We start from the raw sequence: 19,171 nt of genomic DNA, 5'->3' as shown, positions 1-19,171 counted from the left end.
CGCGCCGCGCCGAGGGGCACCCGCGCCCGCCCAGCGCCAGCCGGCGCCGAGTGGGGCGCCGCCGCGGCTATGCCGGCGATCTCCCGGCGCAAAAGGCTGAGCCGCTTCGCCATGCCCTCGCTTTGCGCGCCGCTTGCGCGCGGAAGGGTTGGGCGAAGCCTTAAGGGCTCCCCGGCCATCTCTCTCGATCCAGTGTTCCATATTTGTTCTTATGGATTCCTCTTTTTGAAGAGGGAGTCAAGCGTGTTGCTTGTAATGGATTTTTACATTACCATTTTTGTCGAGGAGACTGAACATGACGATTTTGACTGTCACGGCGAAGGGACAAGTCACGTTCCGCAAGGATGTGCTGCAACATCTCGGCGTCCGGCCCGGCGAAAAGATCGAATTGGATAAGCTGCCGGATGGACGAGTGGCGCTCAAGGCAGCCCAGCCGCGGGGGACAATCGACCGCTTTCTCGGCTTGCTTGCAGGTAGGACCAATAAAGTTGCGACCCTTGAAGAGATCAAAGAGGCGGCCTCTGCCGGCTGGGCTGGGCGGAAATGAAAGTCACGGTCGACACCAACATTTTAGTTCGTGCCGTCGTGCATGATGATGCAGCGCAGGCCAAGGCTGCGGATAAGCTACTCAGGGAATCCGAAGTCGTTGCGGTGTCCGCGACTTCGCTATGCGAATTCGTCTGGGTGTTGCGTCGGGTCTATGGTTTTGGACCGGGAGACGTTATCGAAGCGATCGCAGCGCTGCTTGACGCCGCTAACGTCGTGGCGGACCGTCCAGCGGTGGACGCGGGATTATCCGTTCTCAAGGCCGGCGGCGACTTTGCCGATGGTTTGATCGCTCATGATGGTGCCTGGCTCGGCGGCGAGACCTTTATCTCTTTCGACAAGCAAGCGGTCTCAATGCTCCTCGAACAAGGGCAACGTGCGGAATTATTGGCTTGATGCCGCCTGCATTTCACGCGGACTTGAAATAGCCCGCCGGTAACGATCTTCTCCGCATTCGCGTATAAAGGCGAGCCGCAAACCGCCCGGAGGCCTATGTCCGCGTCCAAACTCTTCTATCGCCATCCGCTTTGGGTGCGGGTGACGCATTGGCTGAATTTCCTCTGCATGATCGTGCTCCTGATGAGCGGCTTGCAGATTTTCAATGCGCATCCGGCGCTCTATTGGGGGCAGAAGTCGGATTTCGACCATCCTTTCCTGTCCATCAATTCGGTCGAGGACGATCAGGGCCATGAGAGCGGCGTCACGACCATCGCCGGGCATAGCTTCAATACGACCGGCCTGCTCGGTCTTTCGGGCGGCGGCGACCGCGCCTTTCCGCAATGGGCGACGCTGCCGCATCTGCAATGGCTCGCGATGGGGCGGCGCTGGCATTTCTTCTTGGCCTGGATTTTCGTCATCAATGGCGCGATCTATGTCCTGACCTCGCTGATCGGCCGGCATTTGCGCGGCGATCTTCTGCCGACGCGTGCCGACCTCGCCCATATCGGCCGCTCGATTGCCGAGCATGTGCGGCTGCGCTTCCCCAAGGGCGACGAGGCCAAGCGCTATAATGTTTTGCAGAAGCTCGCCTATCTCATCGTCGCGTTCCTGCTCGGGCCGGTCATGGTCCTCGCCGGGCTCACCATGTCGCCGCGGATCGATGCGAGCTATCCGATCCTGCTCGAGGTTTTCGGCGGGCGGCAATCGGCGCGGACGATCCATTTCATCCTGGCCTTCTCGTTCCTCGGCTTTTTCGCCATCCATATCGTCATGGTCCTGCTGTCGGGCGTGTTCAACAATCTGCGCTCGATGATCACCGGCTGGTACAATCTGGGAGACAAGCGTGAGCACGCCTAAGTCCATCGGCCGGCGCGGCTTTCTGTTGCGCGCCGCGGGCGGCTTGGCCGCCTTGTCGCTCGGCGGCTGCGACGACAAGCTGTCGGAAGATACGAATGTCGTGAACATTCTCGAAAGCGCGGAAAACCTGACGCGCGTCTCGCAGAAGGCGATCACCGGGGCGCGGGCTCTGGCGCCCGAATACAGCGAGGCGGAGATTTCGACGGATTTCCGCGCCAACGGCACGACCGATCCGCAAGACGACAACTACAAGGCGCTGGCGCAGAACAATTTCGCCGATTACCGGCTGAAAGTGGGCGGCCTCGTCGAGACGCCGATGCAGTTTTCGCTTGCCGATCTCAGGGCGCTGCCGTCGCGCACCCAAATCACCCGGCACGATTGCGTCGAGGGCTGGAGTTGCATCGGCAAGTGGAAAGGGGTGCCGCTCTCAATCGTGCTCGGCAAGGTGCGGCCGAAGCCGCAGGCGCGTTATGTGATGTTCTATTCGGCCGACCCGATGGCGATGGATGAGAGCCCGAACGGCCTCTATTACGAAAGCATCGACATGCAGGGGGCGCATCATCCGCAGACGATTCTGGCCTATGACATGAACGATCAGGTGCTTTCGATCCCGCATGGCGCGCCGCTGCGCCTGCGCGACGAGCGCCAGCTCGGCTACAAGATGGCCAAATACGTCATGGAGATCGAACTGGTCGAAAGCTTCGCCCATATCCGCGGCGGCAAGGGCGGCTATTGGGAGGACCAGGGCTATGAATGGTGGGCGGGGATTTAATCTTGGGCGCAAACCCTCGCCGAAAAGCTGCTCCCCCCTCATCCTGAGGAGGCCGCGACGCGGCGGTCTCGAAGGATGTTCGTCGCCCTTCGAGGCCTCGCTTCGCTCGCACCTCAGGGTGAAGGACAGCGAGGAATGTATCGGCCTCACTTTTTCGCGTAATAGGCCGCGGTTCCATCGATCCAGTCCTGCCGTTGCGGCGAGAATATATCGATGTCGATCGTGTCCTCGGTGAAATGGAATTCATGCGGCACGTTCGGCGGGATGATCATCAGGCTGCCGGGGCCGAGCAGGTATTTTTTGCCCTGCGAATAGACCTCGCAGGCGCCTTCGGTGATCCAGGTGATCTGCTCGTTGCTGTGGTGGTGCAGCGGCACGACGGCGCCTTTCTTCATCCGCCATTTGACGAAGGTCGAATGCGCGCCGTGCAGATATTGCCGGGAGATCAGCGGCGACATGGCCTCGACCGGTTGCGCGTCGAGCTCATAGAGATTGGGCAAAGCGGCGATATGGGTGCTGATGTTCGGGTCGATGCCGCGGCCCGGCGCGTCGGTGACATGCGGCGCGGCAATCAGCGCCGGTGCAATGGTCTTGCTCATCATTCTCCCTCTTTGAACGTCTCACCATAGCAGCTTATTCGGCGAGGGCAGTGCCTTCGCGCCGCAACGCGGCGACAGCGACGAAATTTCCGGCAAGCCCCGCCGCTATTCCCGGCGCCGCCTCGTTGAGGACGGCGCCGAGCCCAAAAAATTTCCACAGCGCCGCGGTGATGAAGCCGATGATGATCGCGGCGATGACCGAGCCGCCCGTCCGCCGCCAGCCGAGGACGCGGATCATCACCGCCGGCGCGAGCGCTGCGCCAAGCAGCGAGATCGACGAGAGGACGAGGGTGACGACCGAGCGATCGAGCTTGGCCGAGATCGCCATCGAGGCGATCCCGAGCACAAGGACGATAGGCCAAAGCGGCGGGCCGCGGCGCGTCACCATCGCGATCAGATCGAATTTCACCGTCTGCGCCATGGCGACGAGCAGGCTGTTCGAGGTCGCGGCAATGGTTGCAAAAATATCCGCGACGATGAGGCCGGTGAGGATCGGTCCCATGTCGGTGCGGAAGAACAGGCTCAAGCCCGCTTCCGGATCGGCGATCGCCGGCATGATGCCGCGCAGGACGATGCCGAACATCGTCATTGCGATCCAGGTGAATTGAATGAAGCCGATGAAAATCCACCAGGCGCTGCGCGTCTCGCGCGGGCTGCGACCGGCGAGATAGCGCGAGGTCATCTGCGGCTGGCCGAGACCGAAGCCGAAGGCCGCGGCGGCAAAGCCGGACATGAAGATCGTCGCGGCCAGCACGCCATGCGGCATGAGATTGAAGAAAGTGGGACTGGCCTGCGCGGTATTCTGCCAGAATGCCGCGGGATGCCGTGTTGCGACAAAAATGACAGCGGCGAGCGCCAGGCTGGTTCCGAAGATGCGGATCACGGCCTGCAAAGTATCGGCATAGACCGAGCCGCGAAAGCCGCCGATGCCGGTGTAGAGCACGATCAAGGCGGCGAACAAAACGAGCGACAGAAGATGCGAAAAGCCGAATGCGCCTTCGAGAAATTTTTGTCCGGCGATCCACTGTCCACAAATATAGCCGGTGAGGCAGAGAAGGATCAGCGTACCGGCGAGCAGTTTGATGCGGCGGCGCATCGATGGCGCGAGACCGCTGACGATGACATCGGTGAGCGTCGCGGCTTTGGTCTCCGCGCCGAGCCGGTTGATCTTGTCGGGAAAGAACGTCCAGAAGGCAATGTCGCCGAAGAGCCAGCCGAACGGCAGCAGCAACGATGGCATGCCAAGCGTATAGCCGAGGCCGACCGCACCGGTCACGATGAAAGCGCTGTTGCCGGTCGCGCCGGCACTGAGGCCGACGAGCCATTTGCTCAGTTTTTGATCCGCGAGGGCGTTCGAATTGAGTTTGCGCGCATGGGCACGGCCAAGAAAGGAAACGAAGAACGTCGCCGCGAGCGTGAATAGAAAGATGAGGACCGAGAGATCGTCGGCGCGGCGCATTGGGAGGTCCTGGCAGAGGCTCATCGGACCATAGAGCCTGCGCCATGAGACCGGAAGACAGGGGCGGCCGCGTGTTTCGGCTTCGCTGCTGCGGCTAAAAAAATGCCGGCGCGAGACGCCGGCATTTTCGTTTTCGATGGTCTCAACTGCGATCAGCGACGCCCGCGGTGTCCGCCGCCACGGTGTCCGCCGCCACGGTGGCCGCCGCCATGATGGCCGCCGCCGTGCCATCCGCCCCGGTGCCCGCCGCCATGCCATCCGCCGCGGTGGCCGCCATGCCATCCGCCACGATGGCCGCCGTGCCAGCCGCCATGCCAATGGCCGCCGCCGTGCCAACCGCCACGATGGCCCCAATAACGGCCGCCGTGCCAGCGCCAGCCGCGCCAACCGTAGCCGCCGCCCCAGCCATAGCCGTGTCGCCAGGCATAGCCGCACCAGTACCAGCCGGGGCCGCGCCAGCCGGTATCATACCAGCAATAGGTGCGGCCGCCCCAGACGTAGCCGGTCTTTTCGACGCCGGCGAGACCTGCCGCCGATTGCGTCACGGCCGCTTGGCCGGCGATCGGCGCAGCTTCGGCGGCCGAAGCCAATGGACCTGCCGCGAAGGCCAGCGCGGCAAGCATCGAGAGAAGATAACGCATCTCGGTCTCCCCATTGAATTTGTGACCTGAGACAGCCCAGGCGCTCAGCTCAAGGCGAAGTCCCAGACCGAGAGGCTAGGAATGTGCGGATGAATGGAGACTGAAGGAAGCAGCGGAGATTCGTTCTGAATTTACGCAATTGCTTGTTCGTGTTGCAGCGGGCCAGCGCGCTTTCGTCCGGTTCAGTTCAGCTCGCGTAGCAAATGATAAACGCTCGTCATGAGCGATGCCGAGGATGTGCATCAAAGCGGCTCGATCGACGAACGGAGTCATGGCGCAGGTGCCGATTGCCGAAAGCGGCTGAAGATGCGTGGTCAGAAGCGGTTTGCCCCGGTTACTGCCCTGGATTACAAGAGCCGGGCAAACAGGGCCAGAGGGGGACTTATGGCGAAAGCCTATTGGATCAGCGCCTATCGCAGCGTTTCCGACCCGGCGAAAGTGGCCGCCTATGCCGAACTGGCGCGGCCAGCGATTCTTGCCGGGGGCGGGCGTTTTTTGGCTCGCGGCGGCCGGATCGAGGCGCATGAGGCCGGAATAGCCGGCCGGACGGTGATCATCGAATTCGACAGCTTCGCACAGGCGACCGCGGCCTACGCCAGCGAAGCCTATCAGAAAGCGCTCGTGGTTCTCGCGGACGGCGCCGAGCGCGACGTCAGAATCGTCGAAGGCGTCGATTGATCGCGGCGGCGCGCAGATATTTGATGCGTAAGCCGCAAATATTTGCCGACACCGCGGGTCGCCGATCGGATCACCGGCTTTTTGTCTATGAATTGGTTTGCACCCCGTAACGTCATCTTTGCCCTTGATCGTTATTGCGCGGTCATCCTCGCGCTTTTTGTCGCTTTCGGCCTCGATCTGCCCAATCCCTGGTGGGCCATGGTCACCGTCTTCCTGTCGCAGCCGGCGCAGCCCTTGGCCGGCGCCATCTGGGCGCGCGCGACCTATCGGACCATCGGGACGATCGTCGGACTGATTGCGGCGCTGATCATCATCCCAAATCTGTCGAACGCGCCGGAATTGATGATCTTGGCTTTGGCGAGTTGGATCGGGCTTTGTGTTTTCGTCGGGATGCTCGACCGCTCGCCGCGCTCCTACGCCTTTTTGCTTTCGGGCTATACGGCCGCGCTCGTGGGCCTGCCGACGGCGGTCAATCCCATTGCCATCTTCGATGTTGCCGTGGCTCGCACCGAGGAAATCCTCATCGGTGTCCTGGCGTCCGCCATTGTGCAAAGCCTCACTTTGCCCAAAAGCGTCGCCACCGCCATGACGGAAAAGCTCGATGGCGTCATGACCAATGTCCGGCTTTGGCTCGGGGAAGGGCTCGAAGCGCTGCACGCCCCTACGTCGCGCCCGACCCCGCAGCGCGTCGCGATCGATTTGACCGAATTAAATCTCATGGCGACGGATTTGAAATTCGAGGCGGCCATGTCCCGCGCCGGCGGCCGCGCCTTGCGGGCGCTGGAAGAAAGGCTCGTCGGCTTGCTGCCCTTGGTCAATGCGGTCGAGGATCGGCTCAACGCACTGACGGAAGACGGGTTCATGGTCACCGAGGTCAAGCCGGTGTTGGAACGGATCACCGCTTGGGTGACGGCCGCCGGCGAGCCAAGGGCCGGCCCACTCGATCCCGTCCTGCAAGACATCCATCAATTGGCACCGGCGCTCGGTCCGCATTCGAACTGGCGGGATCTTTTGCTGACCAGTCTTAGCGCACGGCTCGCCGAAATCGTCACGAGCTGGAACGAATGTCTGCTGCTCCGCGCGGCCTTGCGCAAGCCGGCGCTTTTGTCCGACCCGCAAGTGCGCAGCATGCTGGGCGCGGCGCGGCCGCGGCTCTTGCATGTCGACTATGGCGTGGCGGCGCTGTCGGGGCTCGTGGCCGCCGCGGTCGTCATCTGCGGCGCGGCCTTCGCGGTGGCGGCGCATTGGGAGCAGGGTGCCTTGGCAATTGGCATTGCCGCCGTGGCCTGTTCGCTCTTTGCGGCGGCCGATGACCCGACGCCCATGGTGCTGCAATTCATGACCGGCTTTGTGGTCGCGTTTCCTTTTGCGGTCCTCTATGAATTTGCCATTGTTCCGGCAATCGACGGCTATGTGCTGTTGGCTGTCGCCTTGTTTCCGTTTATTTTCATCAACGGCCTCTTCCTGGCGCAACGCAAATATTTCTTGCGCGCGCTTGCCACGGCAATCGGTTTCAGCTCCGGCCTGGCGCTGCAGCCGGATTTCGTTTCCGATTTTGCGACCTTTATGAATGTCTATATCGCTTTGTTGATCGGCGCGCTTTTGGCCTTGACCGGTTTGCAAGTCGCGCGCGTGCTTCCCGTCAACCGGGTCATTCGCCGGATCGTGCGCGCCGTCTGGCGCGATATCGCGCTTTTGACCACCATGGCTTCGCCACCGACCCGGGCCGAATGGGCCAGCCGGATGCTCGATCGCATCGGTCTTCTGATGCCACGCCTGGCGCAAGTCGCGCGGGACGATCAATCAAAACTCGCCGAAGCGCTGCGGGATCTGCGACTCGGCAATAGCATTATCGAGCTGCGGCACTTGCGCGACAGCAAGCTTGTTAAATCCGGCACGGAAATTGATCTCAGCTTGCGTGCCCTGCGGGATTATTTCGCGGCGCTCTCGCATGGCAAAGAGCAGGTGCTTGCGCCAAGCTTCGTCGAACATCTCGACGCCGGCTTGGCGCAGATTCTGCAATGTTCAAAGACGGATGAGCGCTTCCTTGGTGTTATCGCAGCGGTGGGGCTCCGGCGCAGTTTCTTCCCACAGGCGCCTGCCTATCAGGCAGCGAGGGCGTGATGGCTGAAACGAATATAGGGGGTGTGTTTTTCAGCGGCGGCCTCGCCGCGGCCTGTCTCGCGGCCATCGTTTTGATGTTCCTGCGGCGGGTTCTGACGCGCATCGGTTTTTACACGCTGGTTTGGAATCGCCCGCTCGTCGATATCGCGTTCTTCACGCTTCTCTGGGCGCTTATTTCGGCGCTCGTGCCGCATGTCAGCGCCGCCTTCAGGGGCCGCTTGTGAGCCGTATAACCGCCGCTCTCGCCGCCTTGGGCCGTTATGTGCTGACGGCTCTGTTTGTCGCCGCCGCCCTGATCGCCGGTTATTGGCTCTGGATTTATTATCAGTTCGATCCTTGGACGCGCGATGGCCGGGTCCGGCTCGATGTCGCGGAAGTGGCACCCGACATTCCGGGCCTCGTCACCGACGTCTTTGCCAAAGACAACATGCCGGTCCACAAAGGCCAGCCGCTGTTTATCATCGACCGGCCGCGCTATCAGCTCGCGCTTGAACAGGCCGAAGCTGCGGTCCAGCAGGCCGACGCCAATGTGCTGGCGGCGCAAGCCAGCGTCGAGGCGCAATCGACCGCTCTTGCGCAAGCGCGGCGCGAAGATGCGCGCAACCACCGGCTCGGCAATCTGGTGCCGACGGAAACGGTGGAAGAGGGCAGGGCCAAAGTCGATCAGCTCGCCGCCGCCGTCGCGCAGGCGCAAGCCTCCGTCGCACAGGCGCGCGCTGCGCAAGCATTGGCCGTCGCCGCGCGCGGGACGGCGCGGTTGAATCTCGATCGCACGCTGATCCGCGCCCCCGTCGATGGGATAACGGCGAACGTCCAATTGCGTCCGGGCGATTACCTGACTGCCGGCCGGGCCGCATTCGGCGTTGCCGATTCCGCATCGCTGCATGTCGACGGCTATTTGGAAGAAACGAAACTTCGCGACATCCGCGTCGGCGATCCGGTCTCGATCCAGCTCATGGGCGATGACCGCTTCCTGAAAGGCCATGTCGAAAGCATCGCGCCGGGCATCCAAGACCGTGAACGCAGCCCGAGCGCCGATCTCTTCGCCAATATCAATCCGACCTTCAATTGGGTGCGGCTCGCCCAGCGCATTCCGGTCCGCGTCCATATCGACGACGCGCCGCCCGACATCAAACTGATCGCCGGCCGCACGGCAACCGTGATCATCCACCCGAGCGAGCATCGGTCGGGTTTCCGCCGGCTGTGGCCATGGTGAAGGCGCGCCTGTCCTTATGGCGCGCGGCGGCTCTGATCGCGGCGGCAGCGCTCGCCGGTTGCGCCGTCGGCCCCGACTATCATCTGCCGAAACAAGCGGCGTTCAATGCGCTCGCCGCCCAAGGTCCCTTCATCGGGGCGCACAAAACCCCGCGCGTCGTCGATGCGCCGCTGCCGCCGCAATGGTGGCGCCTTTATAATAGCCCCGAGCTCGACCGCCTGGTGCTCGGCGCGCTCGCGGCCAATACCGATCTGCGGATCGCCGAGGCTAATCTCGAGCGCAGCCGGGCATTGGTGGAATTGGCCAAAACGCAGCAACAGCCGAACGTCAGCTTCGATGCCGGTGTCGAACGCGCGCAGCTTTCCGCCGAGCAATATCTGTTTCCGGGAACGCTGCCGCAATTCACGCTCTACGATGTCAATCTCTCGGCGTCCTACGAGGTCGACCTTTTCGGCCGCATCCGGCGCGGCATCGAAGCCGCCGAGGCGGATGATGCGGCGGTGGAGGCGGCGCGCGATTGGGTGCGTGTCGCGGTCGCGGCGAATGTGGCGCGCGCCTATGCCGATGCCTGCGGCGCCGGCGACGAATTGGCGACCGCGCGCCAATCGCTTGCCTTGCAGGAACAAAGTCTCGCCTTCACGCGGCGGCTCTTTCTCGGCGGCCGCGCGACGCATCTCGATACGACGCGGTCGCAGGCTCTCGTCGATCAGCTCCGCGCCACCATCCCGGCGTTTGTGGCGCGCCAGCGCAACGCGCTTTATCGGCTCGCGACACTCAACGGCAGGCCGCCGGAGCAGTTCGATCCGCAGCTTGCCCGTTGCGCCGCGAGCCCGAATGTGCGGCGTCTCATTCCCATCGGCGACGGCGCCATGCTGTTGCGACGCCGCCCCGACGTGCGCGCGGCCGAACGCGAACTCGCTGCGGCCACCGCGGAAATCGGCGTCGAGACGGCGGCGCTCTATCCAAGGGTCATTCTTGGGGCCTCGGTCGGCTCGACGGGCCTGACGCAAGATTTTTTGACCCAGAGGACGAATGATTTCGCCTATGGGCCGGGGATCTCTTGGCAGCTCAACCAGAACCCCGCACGGGCGCGCATCGCCGCCGCGACCGCGGCGCAAAAGGCGCAGCTCGCGCATTTCGACGGCGTTGTGCTGGGCGCCTTGCAGGATGTCGAAAGCGCCCTGAACGTCTATAAGCACGATCTCGAAAGCAAGCAGAGCCTCACCGCCGCACGCAATTCGGCGGCCGCCGCCCTCTCCGATGCGCAACGCCTGCAGGTCGCAGGCCGCACCGACGCACTTTCTACCCTCGATGCGCAACGCACCTTGGCATCCGCCAACGCGTCCCTTGCCGCCATCCGCTCGCGGGTCGCGCAGGATCAAGTCAATCTGTTCTATGCCTTGGGCGGCGGCTGGGAAGATGCGCCAAGCCCGACGGACATCAGCGCCGTCGCGACTGATCACAATTAGGCCATCGCCGCGGCATTCCGCCCGATCGCCTTGCCTTGCTTGATCAAGATCAAGAATTTTCGGGATGCGGCGCGGTAATTTGTTGCATCGCAGGAATTTGCCGATCGCGCCGAAAGGCCATCGGCGTGATGCAGGGATTGTCCGGTGCCGAAAGATGGCGATATGGCCAGTGCCGAGCCGAAATCAATCGCGCCGGCGGCGCCGCTCGAAGGCGAAGTCCTACCCGCGGCGCGTGATCTTGTACCGGCCGCTGAAAACCCGGTTCCGGCCGAGACGCATGCACGGCCGCTGCCGCGCCGGCGCTGGACATGGCTCGTGATCGCAGGGCTCATCGGTTTCGGCGCCGCGGGCGGCGGAATTTACTGGGCGTTTTTCCGTGCGCCGCCGTGGCCAGCCGGCATCGTCTTCAGCAACGGGCGCGTCGAAGCCGAAGAAATCGATATCGACACCAAATTCCCCGAGCGGGTCGCGAAGCTTCTCGTCGACGAAGGCGATATTGTTGCGCCCGGCCAAGTCGTGGCGCTGATGGATACGCGCGATGTTCGCGCCTCGCTCGCCAAGGCTGAAGCGCAAGTGGCGGGAGCGCAGCAGGCCCTGGGCGAGGCCAAGGCCAATGCCGTCCTGCAGCAGACGCAGCTGACGCTCGCGCAGCAGGAATTCAACCGCACGAATGTGCTCGTCCAGCGTGGCTTTGCCACTTATGAACTTCTCGATCAGCGCCAGCAGGCTCTCAGCGGCGCGCTGGCGTCGATGGAGGCAGCGAACAACCGGGTCGGTGAAGCGGCCCGTACGCTCGATGCCGCCAAATCCGACGTCGAACTCTACAAAGTGAATATTGCCGACGACACTCTGGTGTCGCCGACGATCGGCCGCATTCAATATCGTATTTCCAATGTCGGCGAAGTGCTGCCTGCTGGCGGCAAGGTTTTCACCATGCTCGATCTGAGCAATGTCTATATGGACATCTATTTGCCGACGGCGGAGGCCGGCCGGGCGCGCGTCGGCGACGACGCGCGGATCCTGCTCGATGCTTATCCGAAAGTGGCGATCCCCGCGCATGTCTCCTTCATCGCGACCCAGGCACAATTCACGCCCAAGGCGGTTGAGACCAAGGACGAGCGCGACAAGCTCATGTTCCGCGTCAAAGTCCGGATCGACCGGAGCTTTCTTCAATCGCACATCTCCCATGCGAGAACCGGTCTGCCGGGAATCGCCTATGTACGGGTCGATCCGAAGACCGAATGGCCGTTGGCGCTGCGTCACGAGGCCAAGTGATGCCGCAAATAATGCAGCAAGTGATGCAGCAGCGCCCGATCGTCGGGGCTTTCACCGGCGTCTCGCTTGTCTTCGGCAAGGTCGTTGCGCTCGACAATGTGACGCTCGCCGTTCCCGGCGGGTGCGTCGTCGGCCTGATCGGCCCGGATGGCGTCGGCAAATCGTCTTTGCTTGCTTTGCTTGCCGGCATCCGCAAGATTCAGACGGGGCACGTCGATGTGCTCCACGGCGATATCGGCGACCGCGCCCATCGCGAAGCGATCTGCGCCAAGATCGCCTACATGCCGCAAGGATTGGGCCGCAATCTCTATCCCGATTTGAGCGTCTATGAAAATATTGCATTCTTCAGCCGGCTCTTCGGCCAGTCGAATGAAGAGCGCGAGGCGCGCATCACGATGCTGCTCGATGCGACCGGCCTCGCGGATTTTCGCGGCCGCCCGGCGGGTAAGCTTTCCGGTGGCATGCGGCAGAAGCTCGGTCTCTGTTGCGCGCTGATCCATGATCCTGATCTCCTGATTCTCGACGAACCGACGACGGGCGTCGATCCATTGTCGCGGCGCCAATTTTGGTCGCTCATCTCGGCGATGCGCGCCGGCCGGCCCGAAATGAGCGTCGTCATTGCGACGGCCTATATGGACGAGGCCGAACAATTCGATTGGCTCATTGCCATGGATGGCGGCCGCCCGCTCGCCGAGGGCTCGCCGGCCGATTTAAAGAAGCGCACCGGCGCGGCGACGCTCGAGGAGGGTTTCATCGCCCTTTTGCCGGAGGCGCGCCGGCGCGGCCATCAAGCTTTCACGATTCCGCCGCTGCCGGCAGGTCAAGCCGAGTCCGTCATCGTCGCCAAAGCCTTGACGCGCAAGTTCGGCGATTTCACCGCCGTCGATCATGTCAATTTCACCATCGAGCGCGGCGAGATTTTCGGCTTTGTCGGATCGAATGGCTGCGGCAAGACGACGACAATGAAAATGCTGACCGGGCTTCTGCCGGCAACAGAAGGCACAGCGCTTCTCTTCGGCCGCCAGATCGACGCGGCTGACCTCGCGGCGCGTTATCAGGTCGGCTATATGTCGCAGGCGTTTTCGCTCTATAGCGAACTTACCGTCCGGCAAAATCTCGTCCTTCACGCGCGACTTTTTCATCTCGAGCATGCGCGGGCGCGCATCGATGAACTGATCGCGCGATTTGAACTCGTCAATTACGTCAATCAGCGCGCAAGCGATTTGCCGCTCGGAATCCGGCAACGGCTTTCGCTCGCGGTGGCGATCGTCCACCAGCCAAAATTATTGATCCTCGACGAGCCGACATCGGGCGTCGATCCGTTGGCGCGCGATGAATTCTGGCGCATCCTGAGCGACCTGTCGCGCAAGGACGGCGTGACGATCTTCGTCTCGACGCATTTCATGAACGAGGCGGCGCGCTGCGATCGGATTGCGCTGATGAATGCGGGCAGGGTGCTCGCGATGGGAACGCCGGCCGAGCTTGTAAAGGCGCGCGGCACCGCGACGCTGGAAGAAGCGTTCATCGATTATCTGCAGAATGCGCAAGACGAGGGAACGGCTTCCGGCTCCATGTCCGGGGCGGTCGCGCAGGCGGAGCGCTTCTATCGGACGGGCGACCCGTCGGCCTGGTTCAGCCCGCAGCGGCTTTTCGCCTATACGATCCGCGAGGCGCTGGAACTCGTGCGCGATCCGATCCGTATGGGATTCGCGCTGCTCGGCACGGTATTTCTCATGGGGATCTTTGGCGCCGGCATCTCGACCGACGTGAATAATCTGTCCTTCGCCGTCCTCGACCGCGACAATTCGCATGAAAGCCGGAGCTATCTCGAAGAATTGCGCGGCTCGACCTATTTCACCGAAAAGGCGCCGATTACCGATCAAGCGCAACTCGAACGCCGTATGCAATCCGGCGACATTTCTGCCGCAATCGAAATGCCGCCGGACTTTGGCCGGTTGCTCCGCAAGGGTGCTCCGACCGAAGTCGGCGCCTGGGTCGACGGCGCGATGCCGTTTCGCGCCGAGACGATCCGCGGCTATCTAATTGCGGTCCATGCGCAATTCCTGTCGGATTACAACATTCGCAACGGGCTTTCTCCCGACGTGACGACGGATGACCTTTATGACGCGCGCCGCGGCAACAACTTCTTCATGTTGCAACCCGCGGCGACGAGGCCGCCGCTCGCACGGATCGAAGCGCGATTCCGCTACAATCAGAATTTCGACAGCATCTATGCGCAAGTGCCGGGCACGCTGGCTTTGCTGCTTGTTCAGATTCCGGCGATCCTCATGGCCCTTGCCATCGTGCGCGAGAAAGAACTCGGCTCGATCGTTAATCTTTATGTGACGCCGGTGCGCCGCGTCGAATTCCTGCTTGGCAAGCAGATTCCCTATATCGCCATTGCCATGATCAATTTCGGCTTGATGTGTCTCATGGCGCTTTTCGTTTTCAACGTTCCGCTGAAGGGAAGTTTCCCGACGTTGGCGCTGGGCGCATTGCTCTATGTGACGGCAACGACCGGAATCGGCATGCTGATCTCGGCCTTCTGCACAACGCAGATCGCCGCACTGTTCGGTACCGCCATTCTCACCATGCTGCCGGCGACGCAGTTTTGCGGCATGCTGGTGCCGGTTTCGTCCCTGACCGGCGCGGCCGCGCTCATGGGGCGGGGCTTTCCGATGACCTATTTCCTGAAAGTCAGCGTCGGCACCTTCACCAAGTCGCTCGGGTTTGCCGATCTCTATCTGGACTTGATGGCGATTGCGGTCTTCATCCCGATTCTGACCATCCTGAGCGTTATGCTCCTGCACAAGCAGGAATCCTGACCATGCGTTTTGCGCTCGGCAACATCTTTTGGCTTGGGACGAAGGAGCTGCGCAGTTTCTTCAGCGATGCGGTTCTGCTCGGCCTCGTTATCTATGCGTTTTCCTTTGCGGTTTATGTTCAGGCGCATAGCAATTCGCAGGAAGTGCACAATGCCTCGATCGGCTTCGTCGACCAGGACAATTCGGATTTGTCGCGGCAATTGATGTCGGCGTTTCTGCCGCCTTATTTCAAAAAGCCGGAGCCTGTCTCCCAGCGCGATGTCGATCATCTGCTCGATATTGCTGCCTATACGTTCGTGATCATCATCCCGCCGCGTTTCGAGGCGGATGTGCTCGGTGGCCGCAGCCCGGAGGTGCAGCTTGACATCGACGCGACCGCGATGGTCCAGGCCGGTCTCGGTTCCGGCTATATCGAGCAGATTCTGTCGACCGAAGTGACGAAATATGTCGACCGCAACGAGGGCACTTATCTGTCCCGGTCGCAGAACATCACCAAGTCTCCGGTCACCCTGTCCGTCCGCGTGATGTATAATCCAAATGTCTCGACCGCTTGGTTCATGAGCGTCATGGGCATAGTCAACAATGTCACGATGCTGGCGATCATCCTCGCCGGTGCGGCCGTCGTGCGCGAGCGCGAGCACGGCACGATGGATCATCTGCTGGTGATGCCGATCGCGCCGTTCGAGATCGCCATGTCGAAAATTTGGGCTAATGGTCTTGTGATCACGGTCGCCGTGACATTGGCGCTGGAACTCATCGTTCGGCGCTTGTTGCAGATTCCGGTGATCGGCTCGGTGCCGCTGTTCGTCGTGGGCGTCATCGTCTATCTGTTCTTTTCCGCAGCGGTCGGTATTTTCCTTGCCACCGTCGCGCGCACCATGCCGCAGCTTGGCCTGCTCTATATCCTGGTGGCTTTTCCGATGAATATTCTATCCGGCAGCAACACGCCGCTCGAATCGATGCCCTATCTGCTGCGCACGATCATGCAGTTTTCGCCGTCGACGCATTTCGTCTCCTTCGCGCAATCAATCCTGTTCCGGGGCGCCGGGCTTTCCGTCGTCTGGCCGGAATATCTTTACATCGCCTTCACGGGTGGTCTTTTTCTGCTTCTTGCGCTGACGCGTTTCCGCGCCTCGGCCGTCCAGTCGTCTTGAGGATCCCATGCCGCTGACCGCTACGATCGAAAATGACCGCATCAATATCGCCGCCGACGGTGCCTGGACGGCGGCGCAAGCTCCGGTGCTCGAACGCGAAGTCGAAACATTGCTTGCCGCGCCGAATTCGCGGGCCTTGACGATCGATCTTCGCGGGCTAAGCGAGATCGACACGTTCGGAGCCTGCCTGATCGAGCAATTGACGCAGAAATGGCGAGCCGGCGGGGGAGCCGTCGATGTCAGCGGGCTCGCGCCGCGTTTCGGCAATCTGATGGCCGAGGTCGACCGGGTGACGCGCCGCGTCGAGGTGCCCATCAAGCGACCGGCGCCCTTTCCTGTGCTTGAGCCGCTGGGGCGTGCCGTCATCGCCGCCTTGGCCTATATGCGCGATTTCGCCAATATGTTTGGCGCAGTGTTCGCCGCCTTCCTGCGCGTGCTCGTCAATCCGCGGCGGATGCGGTTCACGTCGCTGGTCGCGCAATTGGACCGGGTCGGCTTGCGCGCCGTGCCGATCATCGTTCTGATCACGTTTCTGATCGGCGGGATCATCGAGCAGCAGGGCATTTTTCATTTTCGCAAGTTCGGGGCCGAGAGCTATGCCGTCGATCTCGTCGGGATTTTGGTGCTGCGCGAGATCGGCGTTCTGCTCGTTGCGATCATGGTCGCCGGCCGCTCGGGCAGTTCCTACACCGCAGAACTCGGCTCGATGAAGATGCGCGAGGAGATCGACGCTCTGCGGACGATGGGCCTCGACCCGGCCGAAGTGCTGATCTTGCCGCGCGTGCTTGCCCTCGTCATCGCGCTGCCGATCCTAACTTTTCTCGGTTCGATGGCGGCGCTTTATGGCGGCGGCCTCGTCGCCTGGGCTTATGGCGGCATGAGTCCGCAGATCTTCATTGCACGCCTGCGCGATGCGATTTCGGTGACGCATTTCGAGGTCGGCATGGACAAGGCGCCGTTCATGGCGCTGGCGATCGGGATCGTCGCCGCGATCGAGGGCCTCGCCGTCAAAGGTAGTGCCGAATCGCTCGGTGCCCAGACGACGACATCCGTCGTCAAATCGATCTTCTTGGTCATTTTGCTCGACGGATTCTTCGCAATTTTCTTCGCTTCGATGGGGATGTGACGATGGCCGATTCTACGCCGGCCATCAGCGTGCAGGACTTGACCGTCGGATTCGGTACGCAGACGGTGCTCAATCATTTGTCGCTCGACGTGAGGCGCGGTGAGATCATCGGGATTGTCGGCGCCTCGGGCGGCGGCAAGACGGTGCTCATGCGAACCATCATCGGCCTCATCCCGAAACGCGGCGGCACCATCACCATTCTTGGCGTCGACCGTGATCTGGCCACGCCCGAGGCGATGCGCGCCATCGAACGGCGCTGGGGCATTTTGTTTCAGCAGGGCGCGCTGTTTTCGTCGCTCACGGTTCGTCAAAACGTCGAATTTCCGATGCGCGAATATCTCGGTGTCTCGCCGCGCTTGCGTGAGGAGGTTGCCATCACCAAGCTGAAGATGGTCGGCCTGACGGCGGCGGATGCCGAGAAATATCCTGCCGAGCTTTCAGGCGGCATGACCAAGCGCGTCGCCCTCGCGCGCGCTTTGGCGCTCGATCCCGACATCGTCTTTCTCGACGAGCCGACGTCCGGGCTCGACCCGATCGCCGCCGGCGATTTCGACGCCTTGATCAAGACGCTGCAGCAGACGCTGGGACTGACGGTCTTCATGGTGACACATGACCTCGACAGCTTGAACACGGTCTGCGATCGGATCGCGGCGCTCGCCGACGGCAAGGTCGTCGCTGAAGGTCCGATGTCGGCGATGCTGACTTGCGAACATCCTTGGGTGAAATCCTACTTTCGAGGCAAACGCGCGCGGGGCGCGGAGCACTCGTCTTCTTCAGGACATTGAGACGAAAATGGAAACCAGCGCGCGCTATATTCTCGTCGGATTCTTTACTCTTGCCGCCATTGTCGCCGGCTTTGTCTTCGTCTATTGGCTCAACAATGCGAGCACGCTCGGGGAGCGGCAATTCTATCAGATTCGCTTTGCCGGGCCCGTCTCAGGGTTGCAGAACGGCGCTGCCGTGCAATTCAACGGGATGCATGTCGGCGAAGTCACGGATCTGCGGCTCAATCGCGACAACCAGGTCGTAGCGACGATCGGCATCGTCAAAGGAATGGTTGTGCATGCCGACACGAATGTCAGCGTCGATTTCCAAGGTCTGATGGGGACGGCGCTTGTTTCGCTGCGCGGCGGCAGTGCCAAGGCGCCCATTCTCACGCCTAACCCGACCACGCCGCCGGTGCTCGAAGCCGACGTCAGCGCCGGGCAGGATCTGACGCAGACGGCGCGCGGAACGCTGAACCGCATCGATAAAATTCTCGAAGACAATGCCCAGCCGATCAAGGACACGATCGGCAGCCTCAAAACGTTTTCGGCGGCGCTTGCACGCAATTCGAACCATATCGACGCCATCATGACAGGACTCGAAAAGATGACCGGCGGCGGACCGGCCGAGAAGCCGAAGCCGATTTACGATCTTGCGATCGGCAGCGCGCCGCTTGCACACGTCCATCCTGCAAATCAGCTTGGCGTGCCGGAACCGGCAGCAGTTCTTGCGCTCGACACGCAACGCATGTTGACGCGCTCGGACAGCGGACAGATCGCGCCCTTCGGCGATGCGCAATGGAGCGACAATATTCCGAAATTGTTGCAGGCGAAGCTTGTGCAAGCTTTGGACAGCGCCGGAGTGCAAGCACAGGTCATGACGCCCGATCAAGCCGGGGCCGGGGGGTCGCAGCTTGTCATCGATTTGCAGAATTTCGCGCTCACGACCGGTTCGCCGCCGACGGCCGAGATCGCCTTTGCCGCCAAAATCGTCAATGGGGCCGGCAAGATCGTCGGCACACGGCAGTTCCACGACGCAGTGCCCGCGGGCAGCGCCGATCCGACTGCCGCCGTCGCGGCTTTCAACAAAGCTTTCAGCAAAGTCGCCGGCGATCTCATCACATGGGTGGGGAGCACGCTCTAGTCGAGTCTCTACTGACAACAAGTGACGGTTTCGCATGTCGCGTCCGCTCTGGCTCAAGCCGCTCTCCGCCGCCCGGTCGGCAT

At 62.0% G+C, this 19,171-nt stretch carries 18 protein-coding genes; 15 read left to right on the top strand and 3 right to left on the bottom strand.

The genetic code is table 11. The annotated features are described in order from the left end of the window. The first annotated feature begins 295 nt into the window (after positions 1 to 295). The 4 genes from Q0025_RS03580 (at position 296) to Q0025_RS03565 (ending at position 2,614) form a co-directional block, all read left to right on the top strand. Positions 296 to 547, top strand: a complete 252-nt coding sequence (locus tag Q0025_RS03580; RefSeq protein ID WP_297296090.1) for an AbrB/MazE/SpoVT family DNA-binding domain-containing protein — start codon at positions 296 to 298, stop codon at positions 545 to 547. Then, a complete protein-coding gene (locus Q0025_RS03575; protein ID WP_297296088.1) occupies positions 544 to 942 on the top strand; it encodes a type II toxin-antitoxin system VapC family toxin in 399 nt (132 codons plus the stop codon). Before Q0025_RS03580 ends, Q0025_RS03575 begins: the two co-directional genes overlap by 4 nt. A 96-nt stretch (positions 943 to 1,038) precedes the next feature. Then, entirely contained in the window at positions 1,039 to 1,842 is an 804-nt protein-coding gene (locus Q0025_RS03570) for a cytochrome b/b6 domain-containing protein (RefSeq protein ID WP_297296086.1), read from the top strand. Next, complete coding sequence (locus Q0025_RS03565; RefSeq protein ID WP_297296084.1) at positions 1,829 to 2,614, top strand: molybdopterin-binding protein; 786 nt, start codon at positions 1,829 to 1,831, stop codon at positions 2,612 to 2,614. The genes Q0025_RS03570 and Q0025_RS03565 overlap by 14 nt, the downstream gene beginning before the upstream one ends. A 146-nt stretch (positions 2,615 to 2,760) precedes the next feature. On the opposite strand, the gene Q0025_RS03560 is transcribed toward Q0025_RS03565, so the two are convergent. The 3 genes from Q0025_RS03560 to Q0025_RS03550 form a co-directional block, all read right to left on the bottom strand. Further along, the gene (locus Q0025_RS03560) at positions 2,761 to 3,213 is read right to left on the bottom strand and encodes a cupin domain-containing protein (protein WP_297296082.1); all 453 of its coding nucleotides are present in this window, start codon (positions 3,211 to 3,213) and stop codon (positions 2,761 to 2,763) included. A gap of 34 nt (positions 3,214 to 3,247) precedes the next feature. Then, positions 3,248 to 4,672: a hypothetical protein gene (locus Q0025_RS03555; protein ID WP_297296080.1), complete on the bottom strand. Its 1,425-nt coding sequence runs from the start codon at positions 4,670 to 4,672 to the stop codon at positions 3,248 to 3,250. A 152-nt stretch (positions 4,673 to 4,824) separates the two neighbouring features. After that, on the bottom strand, positions 4,825 to 5,313 hold the full coding sequence (locus Q0025_RS03550; RefSeq protein ID WP_297296078.1) for a hypothetical protein: 489 nt from the start codon (positions 5,311 to 5,313) through the stop codon (positions 4,825 to 4,827). Positions 5,314 to 5,697: 384 nt separating this feature from the next. Here Q0025_RS03550 and Q0025_RS03545 point away from each other — a divergent pair, with 384 nt between their 5' ends. The 11 genes from Q0025_RS03545 (at position 5,698) to Q0025_RS03495 (ending at position 19,088) form a co-directional block, all read left to right on the top strand. Further along, complete coding sequence (locus tag Q0025_RS03545; RefSeq protein ID WP_297296076.1) at positions 5,698 to 5,991, top strand: DUF1330 domain-containing protein; 294 nt, start codon at positions 5,698 to 5,700, stop codon at positions 5,989 to 5,991. An 87-nt stretch (positions 5,992 to 6,078) separates the two neighbouring features. Beyond that, on the top strand, positions 6,079 to 8,115 hold the full coding sequence (locus Q0025_RS03540; RefSeq protein WP_297296074.1) for an FUSC family protein: 2,037 nt from the start codon (positions 6,079 to 6,081) through the stop codon (positions 8,113 to 8,115). Next, positions 8,115 to 8,339: a DUF1656 domain-containing protein gene (locus tag Q0025_RS03535; protein WP_297296072.1), complete on the top strand. Its 225-nt coding sequence runs from the start codon at positions 8,115 to 8,117 to the stop codon at positions 8,337 to 8,339. Before Q0025_RS03540 ends, Q0025_RS03535 begins: the two co-directional genes overlap by 1 nt. After that, positions 8,336 to 9,331, top strand: a complete 996-nt coding sequence (locus tag Q0025_RS03530) for an HlyD family secretion protein (RefSeq protein ID WP_366939389.1) — start codon at positions 8,336 to 8,338, stop codon at positions 9,329 to 9,331. The genes Q0025_RS03535 and Q0025_RS03530 overlap by 4 nt, the downstream gene beginning before the upstream one ends. After that, positions 9,325 to 10,800, top strand: coding sequence for an efflux transporter outer membrane subunit (locus tag Q0025_RS03525; protein WP_297296070.1), 1,476 nt, complete (start codon positions 9,325 to 9,327; stop codon positions 10,798 to 10,800). The genes Q0025_RS03530 and Q0025_RS03525 overlap by 7 nt, the downstream gene beginning before the upstream one ends. Positions 10,801 to 10,962: 162 nt before the next feature. Beyond that, positions 10,963 to 12,075, top strand: coding sequence for an HlyD family efflux transporter periplasmic adaptor subunit (locus tag Q0025_RS03520; protein WP_297296069.1), 1,113 nt, complete (start codon positions 10,963 to 10,965; stop codon positions 12,073 to 12,075). A gap of 23 nt (positions 12,076 to 12,098) precedes the next feature. Next, the gene (gene rbbA, locus Q0025_RS03515; RefSeq protein WP_297296096.1) at positions 12,099 to 14,900 is read left to right on the top strand and encodes a ribosome-associated ATPase/putative transporter RbbA; all 2,802 of its coding nucleotides are present in this window, start codon (positions 12,099 to 12,101) and stop codon (positions 14,898 to 14,900) included. Between the two features lie 2 nt (positions 14,901 to 14,902). Beyond that, positions 14,903 to 16,054, top strand: a complete 1,152-nt coding sequence (locus Q0025_RS03510; RefSeq protein ID WP_297296067.1) for an ABC transporter permease — start codon at positions 14,903 to 14,905, stop codon at positions 16,052 to 16,054. A 7-nt stretch (positions 16,055 to 16,061) separates the two neighbouring features. After that, positions 16,062 to 17,180, top strand: a complete 1,119-nt coding sequence (locus tag Q0025_RS03505) for an MlaE family lipid ABC transporter permease subunit (RefSeq protein WP_297296065.1) — start codon at positions 16,062 to 16,064, stop codon at positions 17,178 to 17,180. Between the two features lie 2 nt (positions 17,181 to 17,182). Beyond that, on the top strand, positions 17,183 to 17,965 hold the full coding sequence (locus Q0025_RS03500) for an ABC transporter ATP-binding protein (protein WP_297296063.1): 783 nt from the start codon (positions 17,183 to 17,185) through the stop codon (positions 17,963 to 17,965). Positions 17,966 to 17,972: 7 nt separating this feature from the next. After that, positions 17,973 to 19,088 carry an ABC-type transport auxiliary lipoprotein family protein gene (locus tag Q0025_RS03495; RefSeq protein WP_297296061.1) on the top strand — a complete coding sequence of 372 codons (1,116 nt, stop codon included), beginning with the start codon at positions 17,973 to 17,975 and terminating at the stop codon, positions 19,086 to 19,088. Positions 19,089 to 19,171: the final 83 nt, after the last annotated feature.

Origin of the sequence: uncultured Methylovirgula sp. (genome assembly GCF_947646745.1) — a bacterium.
Taxonomy (GTDB): Bacteria; Pseudomonadota; Alphaproteobacteria; order Rhizobiales; family Beijerinckiaceae; genus Methylovirgula.
This window is presented reverse-complemented; position numbering and strand designations above follow the sequence as displayed.

What these genes read in the sequence shown, in the direction of transcription:
- rbbA (WP_297296096.1), top strand. Translation starts at nt 12,099, where the DNA reads ATGCAGCAGCGCCCGATCGTCGGGGCTTTCACCGGCGTCTCGCTTGTC.
- Q0025_RS03510 (WP_297296067.1), top strand. Translation starts at nt 14,903, where the DNA reads ATGCGTTTTGCGCTCGGCAACATCTTTTGGCTTGGGACGAAGGAGCTG.
- Q0025_RS03535 (WP_297296072.1), top strand. Translation starts at nt 8,115, where the DNA reads ATGGCTGAAACGAATATAGGGGGTGTGTTTTTCAGCGGCGGCCTCGCC.
- Q0025_RS03580 (WP_297296090.1), top strand. Translation starts at nt 296, where the DNA reads ATGACGATTTTGACTGTCACGGCGAAGGGACAAGTCACGTTCCGCAAG.
- Q0025_RS03550 (WP_297296078.1), bottom strand. Translation starts at nt 5,313, where the DNA reads ATGCGTTATCTTCTCTCGATGCTTGCCGCGCTGGCCTTCGCGGCAGGT.
- Q0025_RS03575 (WP_297296088.1), top strand. Translation starts at nt 544, where the DNA reads ATGAAAGTCACGGTCGACACCAACATTTTAGTTCGTGCCGTCGTGCAT.
- Q0025_RS03555 (WP_297296080.1), bottom strand. Translation starts at nt 4,672, where the DNA reads ATGCGCCGCGCCGACGATCTCTCGGTCCTCATCTTTCTATTCACGCTC.
- Q0025_RS03540 (WP_297296074.1), top strand. Translation starts at nt 6,079, where the DNA reads ATGAATTGGTTTGCACCCCGTAACGTCATCTTTGCCCTTGATCGTTAT.
- Q0025_RS03500 (WP_297296063.1), top strand. Translation starts at nt 17,183, where the DNA reads ATGGCCGATTCTACGCCGGCCATCAGCGTGCAGGACTTGACCGTCGGA.
- Q0025_RS03570 (WP_297296086.1), top strand. Translation starts at nt 1,039, where the DNA reads ATGTCCGCGTCCAAACTCTTCTATCGCCATCCGCTTTGGGTGCGGGTG.
- Q0025_RS03525 (WP_297296070.1), top strand. Translation starts at nt 9,325, where the DNA reads ATGGTGAAGGCGCGCCTGTCCTTATGGCGCGCGGCGGCTCTGATCGCG.
- Q0025_RS03505 (WP_297296065.1), top strand. Translation starts at nt 16,062, where the DNA reads ATGCCGCTGACCGCTACGATCGAAAATGACCGCATCAATATCGCCGCC.
- Q0025_RS03545 (WP_297296076.1), top strand. Translation starts at nt 5,698, where the DNA reads ATGGCGAAAGCCTATTGGATCAGCGCCTATCGCAGCGTTTCCGACCCG.
- Q0025_RS03560 (WP_297296082.1), bottom strand. Translation starts at nt 3,213, where the DNA reads ATGAGCAAGACCATTGCACCGGCGCTGATTGCCGCGCCGCATGTCACC.
- Q0025_RS03495 (WP_297296061.1), top strand. Translation starts at nt 17,973, where the DNA reads ATGGAAACCAGCGCGCGCTATATTCTCGTCGGATTCTTTACTCTTGCC.
- Q0025_RS03520 (WP_297296069.1), top strand. Translation starts at nt 10,963, where the DNA reads ATGGCCAGTGCCGAGCCGAAATCAATCGCGCCGGCGGCGCCGCTCGAA.